The 20,696-nt window shown below is 60.0% G+C and carries 21 protein-coding genes; 13 read left to right on the forward strand and 8 right to left on the reverse strand.

Annotated features, from left to right (window positions below):
- Nucleotides 1–1,356: an HlyD family type I secretion periplasmic adaptor subunit gene (locus ACEN8Q_RS15915; protein WP_413703388.1), complete on the forward strand. Its 1,356-nt coding sequence runs from the start codon at nucleotides 1–3 to the stop codon at nucleotides 1,354–1,356.
- A 147-nt stretch (nucleotides 1,357–1,503) separates the two neighbouring features.
- On the opposite strand, the gene ACEN8Q_RS15920 is transcribed toward ACEN8Q_RS15915, so the two are convergent.
- Together ACEN8Q_RS15920 and ACEN8Q_RS15925 are read right to left on the reverse strand one after the other, a co-directional pair.
- A complete protein-coding gene (locus tag ACEN8Q_RS15920) occupies nucleotides 1,504–2,100 on the reverse strand; it encodes a tRNA-uridine aminocarboxypropyltransferase (protein ID WP_413427288.1) in 597 nt (198 codons plus the stop codon).
- 4 nt (nucleotides 2,101–2,104) lie between these two features.
- On the reverse strand, nucleotides 2,105–2,998 hold the full coding sequence (locus tag ACEN8Q_RS15925; RefSeq protein ID WP_007972518.1) for a LysR family transcriptional regulator: 894 nt from the start codon (nucleotides 2,996–2,998) through the stop codon (nucleotides 2,105–2,107).
- 369 nt (nucleotides 2,999–3,367) lie between these two features.
- Here ACEN8Q_RS15925 and speB point away from each other — a divergent pair, with 369 nt between their 5' ends.
- The 6 genes from speB (at nucleotide 3,368) to ACEN8Q_RS15955 (ending at nucleotide 8,983) form a co-directional block, all read left to right on the forward strand.
- The gene (gene speB, locus ACEN8Q_RS15930; RefSeq protein WP_413427289.1) at nucleotides 3,368–4,318 is read left to right on the forward strand and encodes an agmatinase; all 951 of its coding nucleotides are present in this window, start codon (nucleotides 3,368–3,370) and stop codon (nucleotides 4,316–4,318) included.
- A 9-nt stretch (nucleotides 4,319–4,327) separates the two neighbouring features.
- Complete coding sequence (locus ACEN8Q_RS15935) at nucleotides 4,328–4,750, forward strand: YybH family protein (protein WP_103394650.1); 423 nt, start codon at nucleotides 4,328–4,330, stop codon at nucleotides 4,748–4,750.
- A 55-nt stretch (nucleotides 4,751–4,805) separates the two neighbouring features.
- Entirely contained in the window at nucleotides 4,806–6,317 is a 1,512-nt protein-coding gene (locus tag ACEN8Q_RS15940) for a purine-cytosine permease family protein (protein WP_413703389.1), read from the forward strand.
- A gap of 156 nt (nucleotides 6,318–6,473) precedes the next feature.
- Nucleotides 6,474–7,853, forward strand: a complete 1,380-nt coding sequence (locus ACEN8Q_RS15945) for a sodium:solute symporter (RefSeq protein WP_413427291.1) — start codon at nucleotides 6,474–6,476, stop codon at nucleotides 7,851–7,853.
- Nucleotides 7,854–7,938: 85 nt separating this feature from the next.
- Nucleotides 7,939–8,664 carry an MBL fold metallo-hydrolase gene (locus ACEN8Q_RS15950; RefSeq protein WP_413427292.1) on the forward strand — a complete coding sequence of 242 codons (726 nt, stop codon included), beginning with the start codon at nucleotides 7,939–7,941 and terminating at the stop codon, nucleotides 8,662–8,664.
- Between the two features lie 67 nt (nucleotides 8,665–8,731).
- Nucleotides 8,732–8,983 carry an acyl carrier protein gene (locus ACEN8Q_RS15955; protein WP_413427293.1) on the forward strand — a complete coding sequence of 84 codons (252 nt, stop codon included), beginning with the start codon at nucleotides 8,732–8,734 and terminating at the stop codon, nucleotides 8,981–8,983.
- Nucleotides 8,984–9,099: 116 nt separating this feature from the next.
- Here the strand turns inward: ACEN8Q_RS15955 and ACEN8Q_RS15960 are convergent, their stop codons facing one another.
- Together ACEN8Q_RS15960 and ptrR are read right to left on the reverse strand one after the other, a co-directional pair.
- Nucleotides 9,100–9,228 carry a PA1414 family protein gene (locus tag ACEN8Q_RS15960; RefSeq protein ID WP_007914492.1) on the reverse strand — a complete coding sequence of 43 codons (129 nt, stop codon included), beginning with the start codon at nucleotides 9,226–9,228 and terminating at the stop codon, nucleotides 9,100–9,102.
- Between the two features lie 135 nt (nucleotides 9,229–9,363).
- The gene (gene ptrR / locus ACEN8Q_RS15965; protein ID WP_413427294.1) at nucleotides 9,364–10,257 is read right to left on the reverse strand and encodes a putrescine utilization regulator PtrR; all 894 of its coding nucleotides are present in this window, start codon (nucleotides 10,255–10,257) and stop codon (nucleotides 9,364–9,366) included.
- A gap of 104 nt (nucleotides 10,258–10,361) precedes the next feature.
- On the opposite strand from ptrR, the gene ACEN8Q_RS15970 reads away from it, so the two are divergent.
- Nucleotides 10,362–11,543 carry an MFS transporter gene (locus ACEN8Q_RS15970; protein WP_413427295.1) on the forward strand — a complete coding sequence of 394 codons (1,182 nt, stop codon included), beginning with the start codon at nucleotides 10,362–10,364 and terminating at the stop codon, nucleotides 11,541–11,543.
- Here ACEN8Q_RS15970 and ACEN8Q_RS15975 read toward each other — a convergent pair.
- Entirely contained in the window at nucleotides 11,488–12,420 is a 933-nt protein-coding gene (locus ACEN8Q_RS15975) for a DMT family transporter (protein WP_413427296.1), read from the reverse strand. The genes ACEN8Q_RS15970 and ACEN8Q_RS15975 overlap by 56 nt on opposite strands.
- Before the next feature lie 195 nt (nucleotides 12,421–12,615).
- Nucleotides 12,616–13,452 carry a S1 RNA-binding domain-containing protein gene (locus tag ACEN8Q_RS15980; protein ID WP_413703390.1) on the reverse strand — a complete coding sequence of 279 codons (837 nt, stop codon included), beginning with the start codon at nucleotides 13,450–13,452 and terminating at the stop codon, nucleotides 12,616–12,618.
- 351 nt (nucleotides 13,453–13,803) lie between these two features.
- Between ACEN8Q_RS15980 and ACEN8Q_RS15985 the strand changes: the two genes are divergently transcribed.
- The 3 genes from ACEN8Q_RS15985 to ACEN8Q_RS15995 all read left to right on the forward strand — a co-directional run bounded on the left by ACEN8Q_RS15985 (nucleotide 13,804) and on the right by ACEN8Q_RS15995 (nucleotide 15,945).
- Entirely contained in the window at nucleotides 13,804–13,992 is a 189-nt protein-coding gene (locus ACEN8Q_RS15985; protein ID WP_015096330.1) for a hypothetical protein, read from the forward strand.
- A 198-nt stretch (nucleotides 13,993–14,190) separates the two neighbouring features.
- Nucleotides 14,191–15,060, forward strand: a complete 870-nt coding sequence (locus ACEN8Q_RS15990; RefSeq protein ID WP_413703391.1) for a DUF6279 family lipoprotein — start codon at nucleotides 14,191–14,193, stop codon at nucleotides 15,058–15,060.
- Nucleotides 15,061–15,210: 150 nt separating this feature from the next.
- Entirely contained in the window at nucleotides 15,211–15,945 is a 735-nt protein-coding gene (locus tag ACEN8Q_RS15995) for a DUF899 domain-containing protein (RefSeq protein WP_413703392.1), read from the forward strand.
- A gap of 59 nt (nucleotides 15,946–16,004) precedes the next feature.
- Here ACEN8Q_RS15995 and ACEN8Q_RS16000 read toward each other — a convergent pair whose 3' ends face one another.
- Nucleotides 16,005–17,345 (reverse strand): DEAD/DEAH box helicase, encoded by a 1,341-nt coding sequence (locus tag ACEN8Q_RS16000; RefSeq protein WP_008018231.1) that lies wholly within the window; start codon nucleotides 17,343–17,345, stop codon nucleotides 16,005–16,007.
- Between the two features lie 191 nt (nucleotides 17,346–17,536).
- Between ACEN8Q_RS16000 and ACEN8Q_RS16005 the strand changes: the two genes are divergently transcribed.
- Nucleotides 17,537–18,835 carry a mechanosensitive ion channel family protein gene (locus tag ACEN8Q_RS16005; protein WP_413427299.1) on the forward strand — a complete coding sequence of 433 codons (1,299 nt, stop codon included), beginning with the start codon at nucleotides 17,537–17,539 and terminating at the stop codon, nucleotides 18,833–18,835.
- Nucleotides 18,836–18,970: 135 nt separating this feature from the next.
- Here the strand turns inward: ACEN8Q_RS16005 and ACEN8Q_RS16010 are convergent, their stop codons facing one another.
- Nucleotides 18,971–19,615 (reverse strand): hydrolase, encoded by a 645-nt coding sequence (locus ACEN8Q_RS16010; protein ID WP_413703393.1) that lies wholly within the window; start codon nucleotides 19,613–19,615, stop codon nucleotides 18,971–18,973.
- Between the two features lie 159 nt (nucleotides 19,616–19,774).
- Here ACEN8Q_RS16010 and ACEN8Q_RS16015 point away from each other — a divergent pair, with 159 nt between their 5' ends.
- Nucleotides 19,775–20,662 carry a LysR substrate-binding domain-containing protein gene (locus tag ACEN8Q_RS16015; RefSeq protein ID WP_413703394.1) on the forward strand — a complete coding sequence of 296 codons (888 nt, stop codon included), beginning with the start codon at nucleotides 19,775–19,777 and terminating at the stop codon, nucleotides 20,660–20,662.
- Nucleotides 20,663–20,696: the final 34 nt, after the last annotated feature.

Consider the following 20,696-nt stretch of genomic DNA (forward strand, 5'->3'; position numbering starts at 1 on the left):
ATGTCTGCCGATCAGGGTTCCCGTGGCTACTTCGACAGTTTCAACAAAAGTGCCGAAACCGAGTTCATGCCGGAAACCGCCGGCGCCTCGGTGCAGGACTCACCGCGCTGGTCGCGAATCACCGTGTGGCTGGCCGCCGCGTTGTTGGCCAGCGCACTGGTCTGGGCCAGGTTCGCCGTGCTGCAGGAAGTGACCATGGGTGAAGGCAAGGCGATTCCGTCGAGCAAAGTCCAGGTGATCCAGAACCTGGAGGGCGGCATCGTCACTGAAATTTTCATTCGTGAAGGACAAATGGTGAACAAGGGCGACACCTTGCTGCGCCTGGATGACACGCGCTACCTGTCGAACAAGGGCGAAAGTGAAGCCGACCGATACGCGTTGACCGCGCAGGTCGAACGGCTTTCTGCCGAAGCCGAAGGCCGGCCGTTCAAGCTGTCGGATGAAGTGATCGCCAAGGCTCCGCAGGTGGCTGAAGACGAGCGTTCCCTGTACGAACAGCGGCAACGCCGACTGGCCAGCGAACAGCGCACCCTGACCGAACAACTTCGGCAAAAAACCCAGGAGCTGGCAGAATTTCGCTCGAAACAGGGGCAGTTCAGTTCAAGCCTGGCGTTGTTGCAGCAAGAGATGAACATGTCCGCACCACTGGTGGGCACCGGCGCGGTATCACCGGTGGAGATCCTGCGCCTCAAACGTAGCGCGGTGGAGATTCGCGGCTCACTGAACGCCACCACCCTGGCGATTCCCCGGGCGGAATCGGCAATCAACGAGATCAAAAGCAAGATCGACGAGTCGGAACAGACCTTCCGTTCGGAAGCCGCCAAAGAGCTGAATGAGAAGCGCACCGATCTGTCGAAAATCACAGCATCGAGCATCGCCATCGACGACCGCGTGACCCGTACCACCGTGGTCTCCCCGGTTCACGGCATCATCAAGGTGTTGAAGGTCAACACCATCGGTGGCGTGGTCCAGCCCGGCAGCGACATGGTGGAAATCGTGCCGCTGGAAGACAACCTGCTGATCGAAGCCAAGGTGCGACCACAGGACGTTGCATTCCTGCATCCGGGCCAGAAAGCCATGGTCAAGTTCAGTGCCTACGACTACACGATCTACGGCGGCCTGAGCGCCAAACTGGAGTTGATCGGCGCCGACACCATCACCGACGACAAGGGCAACAGCTTCTATCTGATTCAGGTGCGTACGGACAAGAACCATTTGGGCGGGGACGTGAAACCGCTGCTGATCATCCCGGGGATGGTGGCGACGGTGGACATTATTACCGGGGAGAAGACGGTGCTCGATTACTTGCTTAAACCGGTGCTTAAAGCTCGGACCGAGGCAATGCGGGAGCGGTAGTCCTTATTCGAAGATTGCAGTGATTGAACCGGCCTCTTCGCGGGCAAGCCCGCTCCCACAGTGTTTAGTTGTGTTCACTTTATTTGTGCACGACGCAACCCTCTGTGGGAGCGGGCTTGCTCGCGAAGGGGCCGGCATTGACGACGCCTACTTCGGCCCATGATTACGCTGAAAAACCTCCTCCCCCATCGCCGCAATCTGCCCCTCGATCAACGCTTCGAACGGCCTGAGCAATGGCGCAAAGGAAGTCGGTGCCTCAAGGGTTTCAAGCGCCTGCACAATCGCCTCCACCGTCGACAATGCTCCCGGTCCCGGCGCCTTGCGCAGGCGATAACGGGACACACCGCCCTCGGCCAGCGTCACCCTCGGCAACGCCGCCAGCAGCGGATTGAGGTGCAGCAACTTGCGCGCCTTGCGCCAGGTGCCGTCCGGGACGACCAGCAACAACGGCTCGTCCGTTGCGGCACAGGCCTGCATCGGTTGCGCCTCTTCGCCGGGAAACAACAAGCGCGCCCGATACCCCGGCCGGCTCAACAAGGTCGGCAAATCCTCGAACACCTCCCCCACGATCAACTCGGCATTGTTCAGGCCCAACGCCGCCAGCCGTGCAGTATTCAGTGCATGGTTCACTTCGCTCGGATGCTGCAACAGCAACACGCGGGTGCGGCTGTCGAGGCTCGGGATCAATGGGCACAGGCAGTGGCTTTGCGGGCGCAGGCAGCGCGGGCATTGGATTCTGGACATCTTCTCAGGCCTGGTTCAGTTGGGCTTTCAGCAAGTCGCGAAACGTCTGGATCAACGGCTCGCGACTACGGCCCCGACGCACGATCATCGAGAATGGCGCCTGATAGCCGAAGGTCGCCGGCAGCAGCACCCGCAAGTCCCCCTTGTCGGCCCAAGCCTGGGCGTAGTGTTCCGGCAGGTAGCCGATGTAGGCGCCGGACAGCACCAGAATCAGCTGGGCCTCCATACTTTCCACGGTCGCGGCACTGTGCTTGAAGCCGTGACGCGCCAGTTCGGCCTGGCTCCAGTAGCCGCGACCGACCATGCGCTGCTGCGTGATGACTTGTTCGGGAATGCGCCGCTCGTTGAACAGCGGATGCCGCGTGCTGCAATACAACCAGTGTTGTTCACGGTACAGCGGCATGTACACCAGGCCGCTCATGCGCGTGGAAAACGCGCCGATGGCCAGGTCGAGACGGTTGTCTTGTACGCCGAGTTGCAATTCGTAGGGGCTCATCACCGACAGGTGCAAGTGCACGGCCGGGTGTTCCTGGCTGTAGGCACCGATGGCTTCGGCAAACGGCAGGGCCTTGTCGCTGACGGTGGAGTCAATGACCCCAAGGTTCAAGGTCCCGCGCAGTTCACCCTTGAGGGCAGCAGCGTATTGCTCGAAGCCTTCGAGCTCGCCCAACAGACGCAGGGTTTCCTGATGGAACAGTTCGCCCTTGCTGGTCAGGCTGAAACCGCCACGACCGCGATGGCAGAGCACCAGGCCGAGGGCCGCTTCGAGCTGGCTCATGTAGGTGCTGATGGCCGACGTCGAGAGATTGAGCTCCTGCTGGGCGTTGGCGAAGCCCTGGTGTCGCACCACGCTGACGAAGATGCGCAATAGTTTCAGGTCGGGTAAAGCGTTGGCCATGGGAACTCCGATCGAAAGGCGGCGCAAAGTACTACTGTGGAAACACAATCCCTGTGGGAGCGGGCTTGCTCGCGAAAGCGGTGTATCAGTTGACATTGATGCCGACTGACACGACGCCTTCGCGAGCAAGCCCGCTCCCACAATGATTGCAGTGTTCACCCCTGGACTGAAAGGCATCAGGGTGTCTGCGCATGGAGTGAAGTCTATCGCTGTCACATCCATTAGTTTAGAAAAATCTGAACTAAGTATTTGCCCGTAGCGATTCTTCCCGGCCACTACATTTCGCAGAATCGGCGCCACAAGGTTCGCCCGTACTCCCGTGAACGGCGCAACCGACATAAATAAAACAACGACGATGAGGCCCTACCCGTGGACAAGATTCTTCACCAACCACTGGGCGGCAACGAAATGCCGCGCTTCGGCGGCATCGCCACCATGATGCGACTCCCCCACCTGAAAACTGCTGCCGGCCTGGACGCTGCCTTCGTAGGCGTGCCGCTGGACATCGGTACCTCGCTGCGCCCTGGCACCCGTTTCGGGCCTCGCGACATCCGCACCGAATCGGTGATGATCCGCCCGTACAACATGGCCACCGGCGCTGCACCGTTCGACTCGCTGTCGGTTGCCGACATCGGCGACGTGGCGATCAACACCTTCAACCTGCTGGACGCCGTTCGCATCATCGAAGAAGCCTACGACGACATCCTCGAACACAACGTGATCCCCCTGACCCTGGGCGGCGACCACACCATCACCCTGCCGATCCTGCGTGCCATCCATAAAAAGCACGGCAAGGTCGGCCTGGTGCACATCGACGCTCACGCCGATGTGAACGATCACATGTTCGGCGAGAAAATCGCCCACGGCACCACCTTCCGTCGCGCCGTTGAAGAAGGCCTTCTGGATCCGGACCGGGTCGTGCAGATTGGCCTGCGCGCCCAGGGCTACACCGCTGACGACTTCAACTGGAGCCGCAACCAGGGCTTCCGTGTGGTTCAGGCCGAAGAGTGCTGGCACAAGTCGCTGGAGCCATTGATGGCTGAAGTCCGCGAGAAAGTCGGTGGCGGTCCTGTCTACCTGAGCTTTGATATCGACGGCATCGACCCGGCCTGGGCTCCTGGCACCGGCACCCCGGAAATCGGCGGTCTGACGACCATTCAGGCGATCGAGATCGTTCGTGGCTGCCAAGGCCTCGACCTGGTCGGTTGCGATCTGGTAGAAGTCTCGCCCGCTTACGACACCACTGGTAACACCTCGCTGCTGGCCGCCAACCTGCTGTACGAAATGCTCTGCGTACTGCCTGGCGTAGTCCACCGCTGAGGATGGACCATGAACGAACGTGATCAGGTTCTCAAAGCCGCCGCCGATCTGGTGTCCGCTTTTGCCCGTAACGATCGCGAAGCCTATTTCGGCGCGTTCAGCGCCGATGCCAGCTTCGTCTTCTACACCCTCGAGCAGCCCCTGCTGTCGCGCGACGCCTATCAGGCGATGTGGGACAGCTGGCGCGCCGAGGATGGCTTCGAGGTGCTCTCTTGCACCTCGAGCAACGCTTTCGTCAGCCTGCAGGGTGACGTGGCGATTTTCATCCATGACGTAGCCACCGAGCTGCGCATGCAAGGGGAGCAGCACTTTAGCCAGGAGCGCGAGACGATTGTTTTCAAGAAACAAGCGTCTGGCCAAGAACAACAAGGCCTATGGCTGGCCTGTCACGAACATTTGTCCGCGATGCCGGAAGGGCTGCCAACCCCTTAGCCAACACAGGTGACGCTCACGCACGATGAGCGCGCCTTTATGATCGGAGCTGATCATGAATAACAACAACAAAGACCAAAGCCTTACGCAAATTGAAACCCACGGGGTCGAACAGATCCCGGACAACGAACGCACCGCAGGCCCGACGGACTTGTTCCGGATGATCTTCGGTGGTTCCAACACCTTTGCAACCGCCGTCCTCGGCAGTTTCCCGGTGCTGTTCGGCCTGTCTTTCCAGGCGGGCGTCTGGGCGATTGTGCTGGGCGTACTGCTGGGTTCGCTGATCCTCGCGCCAATGGGCCTGTTCGGCCCGATCAACGGCACGAACAACGCCGTGTCTTCCGGTGCGCACTTTGGCGTGCACGGGCGGATCGTCGGTTCGTTCCTGTCGCTGTTGACCGCCATCGCCTTCTTCTCGCTCTCGGTGTGGAGTTCGGGTGATGCGCTGATCGGTGGCGCCAAACGCCTGATCGGCCTGCCGGAAACCGACCTGACCCTGGGCCTGGCCTACGGTCTGTTCGCGATTCTGGTGCTGACCGTGTGCATCTATGGTTTCCGCTTCCTGCTGTGGGTCAACAAGATCGCGGTGTGGAGTGCCAGCCTGCTGTTCCTGCTGGGCGTCTTCGCCTTTGCCGGTCCTTTCGATGCGAACTACGCTGGCACCGTCAGCATGGGCCAACCCGGTTTCTGGGCCGCCTTCATCGGTGCTGCACTGGTGGCCATGAGCAACCCGATTTCCTTCGGTGCGTTCCTCGGCGACTGGTCGCGTTATATTCCGCGTGATACGTCCAAGCGTCGCATCATGGCGGCGGTGGTGATTTCGCAGATCGCAACGTTCATTCCGTTCCTGTTCGGCCTGACCACCGCGACCATCGTGGCGATCAAGGCACCGGACTACATCGCCGCCAACAACTATGTCGGCGGCCTGCTGGCGGTATCCCCGACCTGGTTCTTCCTGCCGGTGTGCCTGATCGCAGTGATCGGCGGCATGTCCACCGGCACCACCTCGCTCTACGGCACAGGCCTGGACATGTCCAGCGTGTTCCCACGGGTGCTGTCGCGGGTCAAGGCCACGCTGCTGATCGGTGTGATGTCGATTGCCTTCATCTTCATCGGGCGCTTCGCGGCGAACCTGGTGCAGAGCGTGTCGACCTTCGCCGTGCTGATCATCACCTGCACCACCCCCTGGATGGTGATCATGATCATCGGCCTGCTGGCCCGTCGCGGCTTCTACTGCCCGGATGACCTGCAAGTGTTCACCCGTGGCGAGAAAGGCGGCCGCTACTGGTTCACCCACGGCTGGAACTGGCGTGGCATGGGGGCCTGGATCCCGAGTGCCGCGGTCGGCCTGTGCTTTGTGAACCTGCCGGGGCAATTTGTCGGCCCCCTGGGCAACCTGGCCGATGGTATCGACATCAGCCTGCCAGTGACCCTGAGCCTGGCCTCGGTGGTTTACCTGGTCCTGCTCAAAATGTTCCCGGAAGCCAGCGCCGTGTACGGCCCGAACGACCTTCGCAACAAGAGCACGGATTCGCTCGCCAAACCGGCGATGCAACAAGTCGCCTGATATACGCACTACCCCTGTGGGAGCGGGCTTGCTCGCGATGGCAGCAGCACATCCACCCTTGATGTGACTGACAGACCGCTATCGCGAGCAAGCTCGCTCCTACAAGGGGACTGATTTTCAGCCTCACATAAAAAAGACAATCGGAGACACGCCATAATGGCTTTGGATTTATTCGTTGTACTCATCTACGCCGCCGCGATGCTGCTTCTCGGTTACTACGGCATGCGCAAGGCCAAGACCAACGAAGACTTTTTGGTCGCCGGTCGTAACCTCGGCCCAAGCCTGTACATGGGCACCATGGCTGCCACCGTTCTGGGCGGCGCGTCCACCGTGGGCACCGTGCGTCTGGGCTACGTACATGGCATCTCCGGTTTCTGGCTGTGTGCCGCACTGGGTTGCGGGATCGTCGCGCTGAACCTGTTCCTCGCCAAACCTTTGCTGAAACTGAAGATCTACACCGTTACCCAGGTGCTGGAAAAGCGCTACAACCCGATGGCCCGCTCCGCGAGCGCGGTGATCATGCTGGCCTACGCGCTGATGATCGGCGTGACCTCGATCCTGGCAATCGGCACCGTTCTGCAAGTGCTGTTCGGCCTGCCGTTCTGGATCTCGGTATTGCTCGGCGGCGGCGTCGTGGTGATCTACTCGGCCATTGGCGGCATGTGGTCCCTGACCCTGACCGACATCGTCCAGTTCATCATCAAGACCGTAGGCCTGATGTTCATCCTGTTGCCAATCTGCCTGTACCGCGTCGGTGGCTGGGATGAATTGGTGATGAAACTGCCGGCTGCGAGCTTCAGCTTCACCACCATCGGCTGGGACACCATCATCACCTACTTCATGATCTACTTCTTCGGCATCCTGATCGGTCAGGACATCTGGCAACGGGTGTTCACCGTCAAGACCGCCAAGGTGGCTCAGGTTGCCGGTACCGCTGCCGGTATCTACTGCATCCTCTACGGTCTGGCCTGTGCCCTGATCGGCATGGCTGCACACGTACTGATCCCGGATCTGGACAACGTCAACAACGCCTTCGCCGCCATCGTCAAACTGTCCCTGCCGGACGGTATCCGTGGCCTGGTGATCGCTGCCGCACTGGCCGCCATGATGTCCACCGCCAGCGCCGGCCTGCTGGCCGCTGCCACCACCCTGACCGAAGACCTGCTGCCGAAACTGCGTGGCGGTAAACAGTCGAGCCTGGCGATCAACCGCCTGTTCACCCTGTTGACCGGCTGTGTGGTGCTGGCCATTGCCCTGGTCGTGAACGACGTGATCAGCGCCCTGACCCTGGCCTACAACCTGTTGGTGGGCGGCATGCTGATCCCGCTGATGGGCGCGATCTTCTGGAAACGCGCCACCACCGCCGGCGCCATCGCCAGCATGGGCATGGGGTTCGCCACTGCGCTGCTGTTCATGTTCAAGGACGGCCTGGACGCCAACACCCCGATCTACTACAGCCTCGGTGTAGGCCTGGTGAGTTTCGTGGTAGTGAGCCTGATGTCCCGCCGCCCGGTAGCAGTGGCCAGCGCGGCCTAAGCTGAACATAACGACTTGATGCTTTCTTCGACGGGTGTGGCGTCGGTTGCCACACCCGTTTTTTTTCGTCTGGAGAAAACGTTTTATGAAAATTGTTTCTCGTGACCAGTGGTTCGAAGTGAAATCGCTCAGCGACGGCATCCGCTTGATCCACGAGCCGTACATCCGCCCCTTCTACCGCTGCAACCTCTGGCACATCCAGGGCCGTGACAAGGACCTGCTGCTGGACAGTGGCTCGGGCCTGGTCAGCCTGCGCGAGCAACTGCCGTGGATCACCGAGCGGCCGCTGGTGGCCGTGGCCAGCCACTGCCATTTCGATCACATCGCCGGTCATCATGAGTTCGCTGAACGGCTGGTGCATCCGGCCGAAGCGGACATTCTGGCCGCACCGGATGGCGACAACGACTTGAGCAAGGCCTTTGTCGGCGACGACATGTTCGAAGCCCACCCGGATTGCCCGCTGTGCTACGCCGAATACCGGGTCAGAGCCGCACCAGCCACGGGGATTATCGAAGATGGAGATGTGCTGGACCTGGGCAACCGTGTGTTGCAAGTCGTGCACACGCCGGGACACTCGCCGGGGGGCATCTGCCTGTACGAAGCCGCCACCGAGACCTTGTTCAGCGGCGACATCATCTACGACGGCCCGCTGATCGAAGACGCCTACCACTCCAACCTCGATGACTACGCGCGCAGCCTGCAACGCTTGCGTACGCTGCCGATCCGTACAGTGCATGGCGGACATTTCGGCAGTTTTTCCGGTGCGCACTTGCGTAGCATGATTGACGAATGGCAGCGCTCACACGGCTGAAGCCTGCTGTACTCAACGGCAGGAACTGTACCGGCACAAAGAGCCCCCCCCTCCTGGAAGAACATTCATGAAAAAAGCTGCCGTTCGCGCTGTCGTGCATCGCTACATCAGCCGCCTGCTGGAAAGCCGGGATGACTTCGACGACAACGCCAGCCTGGCGCAGTTGGGATTGGATAAGGAAGATATCGAAGAACTGATCTTCCATCTGGAAGATGAGCTGGGTGTAACGGCGTTTACCGCCGAGGAAGACCGGATACTGAAATCCGCCAGGACGGCGAATGATTTGAGCCGGTTTTTGCTGGAGATTGGGCGGCATTGAGGCTGGGTTGCCAAATGCGCAGTCTCTGACAATCAGGATTGAATGGCAGCATGCTGTTCTGTGGCGAGGGGGCTTGTCGGAACAAGCCCACCCTCACTAGCGATCCGGAATCTGCTTTACCGGCGACGCTGCTGGCGTCGGCGCTGTTCGTCATCAGTACGAATAGGCACGGGTTGCAGAGGCGGCTCGATCAAACCGAGAGCAACGCCCAGGTCATGCAGCCAGTTTTGGATTTTCTCTTTCATGGTGCCCCCTTCAGGGTAGTGCCGAGCGGCCAAAATTCTGAAGCTCGTTCGCACTGATAATAGTCCGAAGTCCTGCGCAATGCTCGTGCAAAGTCGCAATGATCTGTTACTGAATCCATCACAATCAGCCTGTGTTCAGGCAATTTCCTGCGCCTGCAGCGGTGTCGGCGGAAAAACCACCTGTTGCTGCTCGATCCATGCATTCAGGTTGGCTCCGACCATGCCCTTGCGCCACATCAGCCAGGTGGTTGCGCTGGCGAACGGCTCGGCCAACGGATGCACCGCCACACTCTCACGGCCCGGCAAACTGGCGAGCATCGACTCCGACATCAGCGCCACACCGGAACCGGCAATCACACACGCCAGCATGCCTGGATAGGACTCGATCTCCATCGCCCGGCCCATGGCCGCGTGGTCATGGGCGAACCAGGCTTCCAGACGCATGCGGTAGGAGCAACCCTGACGAAAGGTAAACACCGCGCGCCCTTCCACATCCAGCGCACTGCGCACCGGCGGATGATCGGCCTCGCTGATCAGCACCAGGCGCTCGTCGCACAAGGGAACGCCGTCGAGCCCGGCCAGTTCCATGGGGCCATCCACCAGCGCCGCATCGAGTCGACCGGTGAGCAGGCCTTCGAGCAATTCCCCGCTGGGGCCGGATTGCACTTGCAGGTTCACGGCCGGATACAAGCGGTGATAGCGCGCCAAAAGCCCCGGAAGGTGAATCGCGGCGGTGCTGTACATGGTGCCGAGCACGAAGTCGCCCGCCGGTTGCCCACCCTGCACCGCCGCGCTGGCTTCATCGCGCAAGGCAAACAGCTTGGCGGTGTAGTCCAGCAAGACTTTTCCCGCAGGCGACAGCTGCAAACGCTGACGTTCGCGCAGGAACAGTTCGACGCCGAGTTGCTCTTCCAGCTGTTTGAGCCGGGTCGACAGGTTCGACGGCACCCGGTGCAGCCGTTCGGCGGCTCGGGTTATCGACCCTTCTTCGGCCACCGCCTGGAAGATGCGCAATTGGCTGAACTCCACAACACTCTCCAAAACAGAACAAGTTACTCACTATTATTCATTTTTAAAGAAAGTCAATCAGTCCTAGCCTGACGGTCATTGATCCTCTGAACGGAATCCAGACCATGTCCCCCCTGATTCGCTTATCCGCCTGTTTCATTGCCCTGATGATGGCCATGGGCATCGGCCGTTTTGCCCTGACACCGCAACTGCCGCACCTGCTCAGCGAAGGTCAGGTCGACCTGACCGCCGCCGGGCTGATTGCCGCCGCCAACTACTTCGGCTACTTCATCGGCGCGGTGGACGCCATGTTTTCCCGGCGTCCCGCGCAAGTGCGCCGGCGCTTGCTCGGCGGATTGTGGCTGTGCGTGCTACTGACCCTGGCTTCGTTCTGGGCCAATGGTTTCTGGTCACACCTGCTGCTGCGCTTCGGCACCGGTGTGGCCAGCGCCTGGGTGCTGGTGATGATCACCGCCTTGAGCCAGCCGCTCGCGGCAGCGGCCGGTCGTCCTCGGCTCGGTGCCCTGGTCTTCGCCGGACCGGGCCTGGGGATTTTTCTGACCGGTTTGTTGGCCCTGGGTTCGAACCTGCTGGGCCAGACATCCGCCACCTTGTGGCTGGTGTACGCCGCTGTAGGTCTGGCGATGCTGCTGGGGATCCTGCCGTTCCTGCCACAACCGGTCGCCACCGCGACTGCTGCACCCAGCGCCAGCCCGTCGCCCACTCAAGGCATCGGTCGCCTGGGCTTGATCTATGCCTTGTACGGATTGGGCTACATCATCCCGGCGACCTTTCTGTCGCAAATGGCCAACGCGCAATTCCATGGCCAATGGCAGGCCGACCTGTTCTGGCCGTGCTTTGGCCTGGCGGCGGCAACCGGTGTGGTGCTGGTGAGTTTGCGTCGGCAGAAGCCCGACGCCACGCGTCACTGGTTGATGGCGACGTTATGGCTGCAAGCCGCTGGCGTGTTCGCCTGCCTGCTGGGCAACGGGCCAGGCCTGGCGCTGGGTGTGATCCTGTGCGGCACGCCGTTCCTGGCCTGCATGCAACTGGTGATGCAACGGTCCCGGGAACTGGCACCCCACGCGACCCAACGCAATGCCGGCCTGCTGACGGCCTGCTTTGCCGTGGGCCAGCTCAGCGGGCCATTGCTGGCGGCGCTAAGCAGTCATTTCAGTGGCGGATTGCAGCCGGCACTGGTGGTCGCCGGGTGCGGCTTGCTGATCGCTGGCGGTCTGTCGCTCGCGCCGGTCAGTGCTGCCCGAGGGCTTGGCGCAAACGACGGCGCAACCACTGCTCAGCGCTGACAAAAGTGATGCCCGCCAATACCAGCACCGCACCGATGATAAAGTTCAGGCTCAGCGCCTCGCCCAGCAGCACCACACCGAACGTGACGCCGAACAACGGCGTCATGAACGAAAACACCGCGAGGTTCGCTGCCAGGTAACGGCGCAGCAGCCAGAACCAGACCAGGTAACTGAAGAACGACACGACCACGCCCTGAAACAGCACACTGGCGACTGCCACGGAAGTCAGGCTGACATGGGTGATCTGGCCGCTGAGCAACGCGATCAACAACAAACCGAAGAACCCGACTATCAACTGATAGAACAGCGTCAGGGTCACCGGCGCTTCCGACAGCCGCGAGGCGCGCACCACCACGGTGGTCGCGCCCCAAGCCGCGCCCGCCAGCACACCGAGGGCATCGCCCATCAACATGCGGTAATCAAGGTTGTCCCAGGACACTCCGCCGGCAAACGCGATGGCAATCCCGATAAAGGCCAGGACAATCCCCAGCCATTGCAAGGGTCGCAAACGCTCACTCGGCAGCAACCAGTGCACACCCAAAGCAGTGAAGATCGGCGCGGTGTAGAGAAACACTGACATGTGCGCCGCCGTGGTCAGTTGCAGGCCTTCGGAAATGAAGAAGAACTCCAGGCCGAACAAGGCACCGGCCAACAAACCACCGCGCCAGGTCGTACCCACCTGGTTCCAGCCGCCCTTCCAGCAGATCAGCAACCCGACCAGCAACGCCGACATACCGGAACGCCCGGCTGCCTGCATCACCGGCGCGATGTCGGCCGCCGCCCACTTGATCATTACCTGTTGAACGCCCCAGACCAGGCACAACCCGACCATCACTTGCAGGGCAAACCCGTCGGCGCTACGCCGGGTGACGCTCACTGGAACACCTCGAAGACACAATCCATGGCAAAGACTCGGCAGTAAAAGCAAAACCCCGGCCTTCTCACTGGAAAAGAAAACACCGGGGCGAAAAATCAGGTTGTCGATTATTAACCAGATGGCCAGAAAATGCCGCCTGTCAGAGACCTCTACTTCTCTGCCTGCGCCACCCTGGCTCTGTGTAGTGTCAGAACATCAACTGAGTTCGATGCGATCGGCATGAATGACGATCTGGCCATTCTTGTACAAGGCACCAATGGCCTTCTTGAAGTTGCCCTTGCTGACACCGAACAGGCTGCTGATCAACGCCGGATCGCTCTTGTCGCTGACCGCCAGGGAACCGTTGTTTTCGCGCAACTTGGCGAGGATCTTCGAGTTCAGGCTGGTGGCCGCTTCCTGACCGACCGGCTGCAGGCTCAGGCTGATCTTGCCGTCGGCGCGAACGTCCTTGATGAAGCCCTTTTCTTCTTTACCGGCGCGCATGAACTTGAAGATTTCGTTCTTGTGGATCAGGCCCCAATGCTTGTTGTTGATGATGGCCTTGAAACCCATGTCCGTGGCTTCGGCTACCAGCAAATCCACTTCCTGGCCTGCGGTGTAGTTGGCCGGGGTCTTGTCCAGGTAGCGGTCCAGGCGCGCGGTCGCGGTGATGCGACGGGTGTGCTTGTCGAGATAGACGTGCACCACCACATACTCGCCCGCGGTCATCTGGCGCTTCTCTTCGGAGAACGGCAGCAACAGGTCTTTCGGCAACCCCCAATCCAGGAATACGCCGATGCTGTTGACTTCAACAACTTTCAAACTGGCGAACTCGCCGACTTGAACTTTCGGCTTTTCAGTAGTTGCGATGAGTTTGTCATCGCTGTCCAGATAAATAAAAACGTTGAGCCAGTCTTCATCTTCGCTAGGAATATCTTTTGGGATATAACGATTAGGCAGAAGGATTTCGCCATCCGCGCCACCGTCCAGATATAAACCGAAGTTAGTGTGTTTAACCACTTGCAAACTGTTGTAACGCCCGACTAAAGCCATGTCCAATACCCTCATTGCGTGGGCGGCATTCTACTCGGTTTTGAGCGCTGCGTTCGGTACGCGGCCCGGTGGCGCGCGAAAATCCTCTGGAGGCCCTGATTTTTCCGGGTTTTCATCGCAAACCTGGCCGCTCGTCAGACCGATCCGGGCATTTACGCCATGCCATGGCAAGCGTAACGCGGTATTTTTTCAGGCAATGTTCTTAGTTAAAACAGCGGCTTAGACACCTGCTTCGAATATCGGCCAATGATTAATTACCCCGACCTCAGGATTATTGCGAGGGGATATTTGCCAAGCAATTACCCGGTGATTCCTGTACGATGCTTGGCCAAGTTAATTTTCTACAGGTTAATGGCCGCCATGCGCGTAAAAGCATCCACCAGCAAAGCAAAGCCAGCTCCAGCCGTCGAAACCAGCGAATCGATCAACAGCCAGATCGCTGCGTTCCTCAAGTCCGGCGGTGAAATCCAGCAAATTGCCAAAGGCGTCAGCGGCCAGACATTCGGCCCGTCCAAGCAGATCACCCTGGGCAAAAAGTAATCCCCCCGCTTCACCTGGTCCCAAAGCGCTTTGAACTTCGAAGCGCTTGGACTGGAACCCTCGTTTCTCCCCGCGACACTCCATCAAATCCTGTGAATATCGACGAGCGACAGCAGTTGCCCGGCTGAACTGCCAGGCTCATCCTGGGTTCACATAAGAATCAGACCCCCGAAGACTGGCTATCGCAAGGATTCGCCCATGTCCCGCTGGTTCAAACACATTGCCGTTGTGCTGACCATCGCCCTCACCCTCGGCGCGTGCAGCCGCATAGGCCTGGCCTACCGCAACCTCGACGTGATCATCCCGTGGACGCTCAGCGACTACCTGGACATGAACGGCGAGCAAAAAAGCTGGCTGAACGTACGCCTGAAGGAACACCTGAGCTGGCACTGCACCACCCAATTGCCCGGCTACCTCGACTGGCTGGACCGCCTGCAAACCATGATCGCGACCAACCAGATCACCGATGCTGCCTTGCGGGCCCGCGCCCGTGAAGCCGAACAGGCGATCGCCGAGACCGCGCGGGAAATCACCCCATCGGCCATCGAGTTGCTGCAGGGGCTGGATGACAAGCAAGTCGCCGAGATGAATGAAGCCTTCGCCAAGGACCAGCGCAAGCACCAGGAGGAATACCTCAAGCCCTCCCTCGACCAGCAGATCAAGGAGCGTGGCGAACGCATGGAAAAGCGCCTGAACGACTGGCTCGGGCCACTGAACAGCAACCAGCAACAACGAGTCACCAGCTGGTCGAACGCCCTGGGCGACCAGAACTCCCAGTGGATTGCCAACCGTGTGCATTGGCAGAAACAGTTCAGTGCGGCGGTCGCGCAACGCCAGAGCCCGCAATTCCCACAACGAATCGAAACGCTACTGGTCAATCGTGAGCGATTGTGGACCCCCGCCTATCGTCAGGCCTTTGCCAACACCGAGGCCCAGGCGCGCTCGCTGTTCGTGGACCTCATGGCTGAAAGCACGCCAAGCCAGCGCGAACGTCTGTTGAAGAAAATAGAGGGCGTGAGGAAGGACTTCAGCGATCTGAAGTGCTTGAAAGCAGCGAAACAAGGCTAAGTGCTACACAAATCCCATGTGGGAGCGAGCCTGTCTCAATACCTGTAGCTGGCTCTTACTCACGACCGACCGGCGGTATGTCGAATTCCACACAAGCCAAACGACTAGGCTGTGTAGGTCACCTCCCAGCCCCACGCAGGAGAACACAGCATGAACATCCAGAATCACCCCGTCGTGTCGCGGGAAGAATGGCTCGTCGCCCGTAAACAGCACCTGGTCCGCGAGAAAGCCTTCACCAGGGACCGGGACAAACTCAGCGCCGAACGCCGCGCCCTGCCCTGGGTGAAAATCGGCAAGGACTACCGCTTCCAGGGCCCCAACGGCGAACTGAAACTGGCGGACCTGTTCGGCGGCCGCAGTCAGTTGGTCATCTATCACTTCATGTTCGCCGAGGGCTGGGACGAGGGCTGCCCCGGTTGCTCGTTCCTTAGCGACCACATCGACGGCGCCAACCAGCACCTGGCCCACCACGATATTGCAGTGGTGGCGGTTTCCCACGCACCGCTCGCTGAATTCCAGGCGTTCAAGCGGCGCATGGGCTGGAGGTTCGATTGGGTGTCGTCAGCAGGATGCGATTTCAACTACGACTTTGGCGTCTGTGCCCGAGCCGAAGACGTCGCCGCCGGAAAGGCCACGTACAACTACGAAAAAACCGACGGCTCCGAGGAAGAACTCCCCGGCCTCAGCGTGTTTTATCGCAATGACGCCGGGGAAATTTTCCATACCTACCCCACCTATGCCCGGGGCCTGGACTTGCTGGTCGGCGCCTACAACTACCTCGACCTGACGCCCAAGGGCCGCAATGAGGACGAAATCATGGAGTGGGTGCGGCATCATGACAAATATGAGGAACAGGAGAAGTCGAGCTGCTGCCACGGCGGATAATCATCAGACATAAAAAACCCGGACACTGTCCGGGTTTTTCTTAAGTCACCTGCAACGACTTACTCGGCCGCCGGCGCTTCCGGCTTGCGGCGCTTGAGCGGGGCCATGCCGTCCTTGCTGACCAGGGAATCGCTCTTCGGCCGGTTGGCGCTCTTGCGCTTGGTCGGAGTCTTGGCGGCAGTTTTCTTCTTGTCGCCCTTGGCGTCGGTCTTTTTCTTCTTCACGCCGACGGCCTTGCCCGAGGCCTTGACCTTTTTCGGTCCGCCGTAGGTGCCTTTGACTTCCTTGATGGTACGACGCTCGAAGCTCTGCTTGAGGTAGCGCTCGATGCTCGACATCAGGTTCCAGTCGCCGTGGCAGATCAGCGAGATGGCCAGGCCATCGTTGCCGGCGCGGCCGGTACGACCGATGCGGTGCACGTATTCGTCGCCGCTGCGAGGCATGTCGAAGTTGATCACCAGGTCCAGACCGTCCACGTCCAGGCCACGAGCGGCGACGTCGGTGGCCACGAGAATTTTCACGCCACCCTGCTTCAGGCGGTCGATCGCCAGTTTGCGATCCTTCTGGTCTTTCTCGCCGTGCAGCACGAACGCTTTGTATTCCTGCGCCACCAGGCGGCCGTAGATGCGGTCGGCCATGGCGCGGGTGTTGGTGAAGACGATGGCCTTCTGGTAGGTCTCATTGGCCAGCAGCCAATTGACGATCTGTTCTTTGTGCTGGTTGTGGTCAGCGGTGATGATTTGCTGGCGAGTGGTGTCGTTCAGCTGGCTGACCGCGTTGAGTTGCAGGTGCTCAGGGTTGTTCAGGACCTTGGCAATCATCTCGCGCAGGCCGGAACCGCCAGTGGTGGCGGAGAACAGCATGGTCTGCTGACGATTCGGGCATTCGTCCACCAGGCGTTGCACGTCTTCGGCAAAGCCCATGTCGAGCATGCGGTCGGCTTCGTCGAGCACCAGGACTTCGACTTCCTTGAGGTCGAGGTTGCCGGCGTTCAACTGCTCGATCATCCGGCCCGGTGTACCGATCAGGATGTCCGGCACCTTGCGCAGCATCGCGGCCTGGACCTTGAAGTCTTCGCCGCCGGTGATCAGGCCGGACTTGATGAAGGTGAACTGCGAGAAGCGCTCAACTTCCTTCAGAGTCTGCTGGGCCAGTTCGCGGGTCGGCAGCAGGATCAGGGTCTTGATGCTGACGCGGATTTTCGCCGGGCCGATCAGACGGTTGAGGATGGGCAAAACGAATGCAGCGGTTTTGCCGCTACCGGTTTGCGCCGTCACCCGCAGGTCACGCCCCTGGAGCGCCAGCGGAATGGCCGCGGCTTGCACAGGCGTTGGCTCGACAAATTTCAGCTCGGCCACGGCTTTGAGCAGGCGTTCGTGCAGGGCGAATTGGGAAAACACGGGTGCTACCTCGAAGAAATGCAAAAAAACAGCTGCATAGGGTAACGGTTTCGAGCGCTCAGGCCGAGTTTCTTTATACAAATGGCGGTAAAGAGTTGGTTTTTTGTTGCCTGATTTTGCCCCAAACGTAATACAAAGCGTCTTAAATGCTCTAATCGCCCCTCGCGCTCTACAGAAGAATCGTTTCAACCATGGATATCAAACAGCTCTGGATCAACGTCCAAGACCTTTGGGGCGCCCTCGACCAGCACCCGCTCGTGCACTCCAGCCTGTCGCTGCTGTTGCTTTTGGCGCTGGCGCTGTTCCTCGGACGGGTGGCGCGTTACCTCATTTTGCACGCGACCAAAATGCTCGGCCGCCAGCCGGCGTTGCACTGGGTCAATGATTTCCTGCAGAACAAGGTGTTCCATCGCCTGGCGCAGATCACGCCTTCGGTGGTGATCCAGTTCGGGCTCAATCTGGTGCCGGACCTGAGCAAAACCAGTCTGAAATTCCTGGGCAACGTGGCGCTGTCCTTCACCTTGCTGTTTCTGCTGTTGGCGGTCAGCGCCCTGCTCAATGCCCTGCTCGACATCTACGCCCGCACCGAACATGCCCGCACCCGCTCGATCAAAGGCTATGTGCAACTGGCGAAAATGGTGTTGTACGTGTTTGGCGCGATCATCATCGTCGCCACACTGATCGACCGCTCGCCGCTGTTGCTGCTGTCGGGTCTGGGCGCCATGTCGGCGGTGATTCTGTTGGTCTACAAGGACACGCTGCTGTCATTCGTCGCCAGCGTGCAGTTGACCAGCAACGACATGCTGCGGGTCGGCGACTGGATCGAGATGCCCCAGGTGGGCGCCGACGGCGATGTGGTGGACATCACCTTGCACACGGTCAAGGTGCAGAACTTTGACAAGACCATCGTCTCGATCCCGACCTGGCGCCTGATGTCCGAGTCGTTCAAGAACTGGCGCGGCATGCAGGCTTCCGGTGGCCGCCGAATCAAACGTAGCCTGTTCATCGACGCCAGCGGCGTACGCTTTCTGCGTGACGACGAGGAACTGAAACTGTCCCAGGTGCACCTGCTCACTGACTACATCACCCGCAAACAGGCCGAACTCAAGGCCTGGAACGAAGCCCAGGGCAACGTCGCGGCCATGTCGGCCAACCGCCGGCGGATGACCAATATCGGCACGTTCCGCGCCTATGCGCTGGCCTACCTGAAGAGTCACCCGGAAATCCAGACGAACATGACCTGCATGGTCCGCCAGATGCAGACCACGGCCCAGGGTATTCCGCTGGAAATCTACTGCTTTACCCGCACCACGGCGTGGGCCGATTACGAGCGGATTCAGGGGGATATTTTCGACTACCTGCTGGCGGTGCTGCCGGAGTTCGGGTTGAGCCTGTACCAGCAGCCGAGTGGTACGGATTTACGGGCCGGGCTGCTGCCGGCGGTGTTGGGTGCGAGTCACATTCCCGAAGCCGAAAAACGCATGATGTAACCCCACAAAAAACAAATGTGGGAGCGGGCTTGCTCGCGAAAACGGAGTGTCAGTCGACATCAATGTTGAATGACCCACCGCATTCGCGAGCAAGCCCGCTCCCACAAGGGTTACATCGTTTTCAGAATTTGCGGGTTACTTGACCTGCCGCTGCGGTGCCTTGTGCACCATGGTGTAGGCATAGTCCACACCCATGCCGTACGCGCCGCTGTGTTCCAGCACCAGTTCCATGACCGCCTCGTAAGTGTCCTTGTGCACCCAGTCACGCTGGTATTCGAGCAGCACCTGCTGCCAGGTCACCGGTACCGCGCCGGCCTGAATCATCCGTTGCACCGACATGTCGTGGGCCTCTTTGCTGGTGCCACCGGAAGCGTCGGTGACAATGTAGACCTCGTAGCCTTCAGCCAGGGCTTCCAATGCCGGGAACGTCAGGCAGACCTCAGTCCACAGTGCCGCGATGATCAGTTTTTTGCGCCCGGTGGCTTTCACCGCGTCAACCAGTGCCTTGTCTTCCCAGGAGTTCATCGAAGTGCGTTCGATCGGCTTTTGATCCGGGTGCACAGCCAACAATTCCGGCCAGATGTAACCGCTGAAACTTTCGGTTTCGACCGAGGTGTAGATGGTCGGTACATTGAAGATCTTCGCCGCCTTGGCCAGGCCCACGGTGTTGTTCTTCAGGGTCTGACGGTCGATGGACTGAACGCCGAATGCCATTTGCGGCTGGTGGTCGATCAGGATCAGGGCGGAGTTGGTTGGGTTGAGCAGTTCACGGATAGACATGGCGCGTTCCTTTTGATGTCGATACTTTCGAATGAGTTCAGGGTTAGTCGACGTTGCCGCAAGAGGCTTTGCTGTCGGCTTGGATGTCACTTTAGGGGCTGGCTATAAAAGGGACAATTACCTAAAATCGAGAATAATTGATTCCAAAATAGGGACAATATGGATCGCATCGAATGCATGCGTGCCTTCGTCGTCACGGTCGGCGAGAACGGCTTCGCCGCAGCCGCCAGGGCCATGGACGTGCCGCGCTCGAAAGTCAGTAAACAGATTCAGGCACTGGAAGAAGCCATCGGCGTGCAATTGCTGCAACGCACCACCCGCAGCCTGCACCTGACCGAGGCCGGAGCCGAGTATTTCGAAGCAGCACGGGAGGTATTGGCGGCGCTGGACGAAGCCGAGCAACGCGCCCGTGACGGCATCGGCGAGTTACGCGGTGTATTGCGGGTCAATGCGCCGATGTCGTTCGGTCTACGGCGATTGGGGCCGTTGATTCCGTTGTTTCATGAATTGCACCCGAACATCGAGTTGCAACTGGTGCTCAGCGACCAGCAAGTCGACCCGGTGCGGGGCGGGTTTGACGTAACCATCCGCATCGCCAGCATGCCGGACTCGACGATGATCGCCCGGCAACTGACGCCCGCACCGCGCATCATGGTGGCATCCCCGGCTTATCTCGAGCGCGCGGGCGTTCCGCAGACTCCGCAGGATCTGCGCGCCCATCAATGCCTGAACTACGGGTATCTACAGAGTGGAGTCAGCCTGCAACTGTGCAATGGCAAGGAAACCCAGCGGGTAAACGTCACCGGCCCGTTGCACGCCAACAACGGCGACTTGCTCGCCCAGGCCGCCGAAGCCGGCATGGGCATCGCCCTGCTGCCCGACTTCATCGTCGAGGATGCGCTGGCAGCCGGGCGACTGGTGCCGGTGCTGTGCGAATGGCAGGCCCCGGCGATCACCATCAACGCGGTGTATTCGTCGGCACGGCGAGTGCCGCAGAAGACCCGGGCGTTTATCGGGTTTCTGGTGGATCAATTGGCGCCCAAATGACTTTTGGGCATCCCACAAGGTTGGCGTGTTGCGG

The organism is Pseudomonas sp. Pseusp16 (assembly GCF_047324915.1).
Classification (GTDB): domain Bacteria; phylum Pseudomonadota; class Gammaproteobacteria; order Pseudomonadales; family Pseudomonadaceae; genus Aquipseudomonas; species Aquipseudomonas fluorescens_CD.

Excerpts from the sequence above, each read along its gene's own strand:
- ACEN8Q_RS15985 (WP_015096330.1), top strand. The coding sequence starts at position 13,804 with ATGGCCGCCATGCGCGTAAAAGCATCCACCAGCAAAGCAAAGCCAGCT.
- ACEN8Q_RS15995 (WP_413703392.1), top strand. The coding sequence starts at position 15,211 with ATGAACATCCAGAATCACCCCGTCGTGTCGCGGGAAGAATGGCTCGTC.
- ACEN8Q_RS15940 (WP_413703389.1), top strand. The coding sequence starts at position 4,806 with ATGAATAACAACAACAAAGACCAAAGCCTTACGCAAATTGAAACCCAC.
- ACEN8Q_RS15920 (WP_413427288.1), bottom strand. The coding sequence starts at position 2,100 with ATGTCCAGAATCCAATGCCCGCGCTGCCTGCGCCCGCAAAGCCACTGC.
- ACEN8Q_RS15945 (WP_413427291.1), top strand. The coding sequence starts at position 6,474 with ATGGCTTTGGATTTATTCGTTGTACTCATCTACGCCGCCGCGATGCTG.
- ACEN8Q_RS15950 (WP_413427292.1), top strand. The coding sequence starts at position 7,939 with ATGAAAATTGTTTCTCGTGACCAGTGGTTCGAAGTGAAATCGCTCAGC.
- ACEN8Q_RS15990 (WP_413703391.1), top strand. The coding sequence starts at position 14,191 with ATGTCCCGCTGGTTCAAACACATTGCCGTTGTGCTGACCATCGCCCTC.
- ACEN8Q_RS15915 (WP_413703388.1), top strand. The coding sequence starts at position 1 with ATGTCTGCCGATCAGGGTTCCCGTGGCTACTTCGACAGTTTCAACAAA.
- ACEN8Q_RS15935 (WP_103394650.1), top strand. The coding sequence starts at position 4,328 with ATGAACGAACGTGATCAGGTTCTCAAAGCCGCCGCCGATCTGGTGTCC.
- ACEN8Q_RS16005 (WP_413427299.1), top strand. The coding sequence starts at position 17,537 with ATGGATATCAAACAGCTCTGGATCAACGTCCAAGACCTTTGGGGCGCC.
- ACEN8Q_RS16015 (WP_413703394.1), top strand. The coding sequence starts at position 19,775 with ATGGATCGCATCGAATGCATGCGTGCCTTCGTCGTCACGGTCGGCGAG.
- ACEN8Q_RS15955 (WP_413427293.1), top strand. The coding sequence starts at position 8,732 with ATGAAAAAAGCTGCCGTTCGCGCTGTCGTGCATCGCTACATCAGCCGC.
- ACEN8Q_RS15970 (WP_413427295.1), top strand. The coding sequence starts at position 10,362 with ATGTCCCCCCTGATTCGCTTATCCGCCTGTTTCATTGCCCTGATGATG.
- ACEN8Q_RS15960 (WP_007914492.1), bottom strand. The coding sequence starts at position 9,228 with ATGAAAGAGAAAATCCAAAACTGGCTGCATGACCTGGGCGTTGCTCTC.
- ACEN8Q_RS15925 (WP_007972518.1), bottom strand. The coding sequence starts at position 2,998 with ATGGCCAACGCTTTACCCGACCTGAAACTATTGCGCATCTTCGTCAGC.
- ACEN8Q_RS15980 (WP_413703390.1), bottom strand. The coding sequence starts at position 13,452 with ATGGCTTTAGTCGGGCGTTACAACAGTTTGCAAGTGGTTAAACACACT.
- ACEN8Q_RS16010 (WP_413703393.1), bottom strand. The coding sequence starts at position 19,615 with ATGTCTATCCGTGAACTGCTCAACCCAACCAACTCCGCCCTGATCCTG.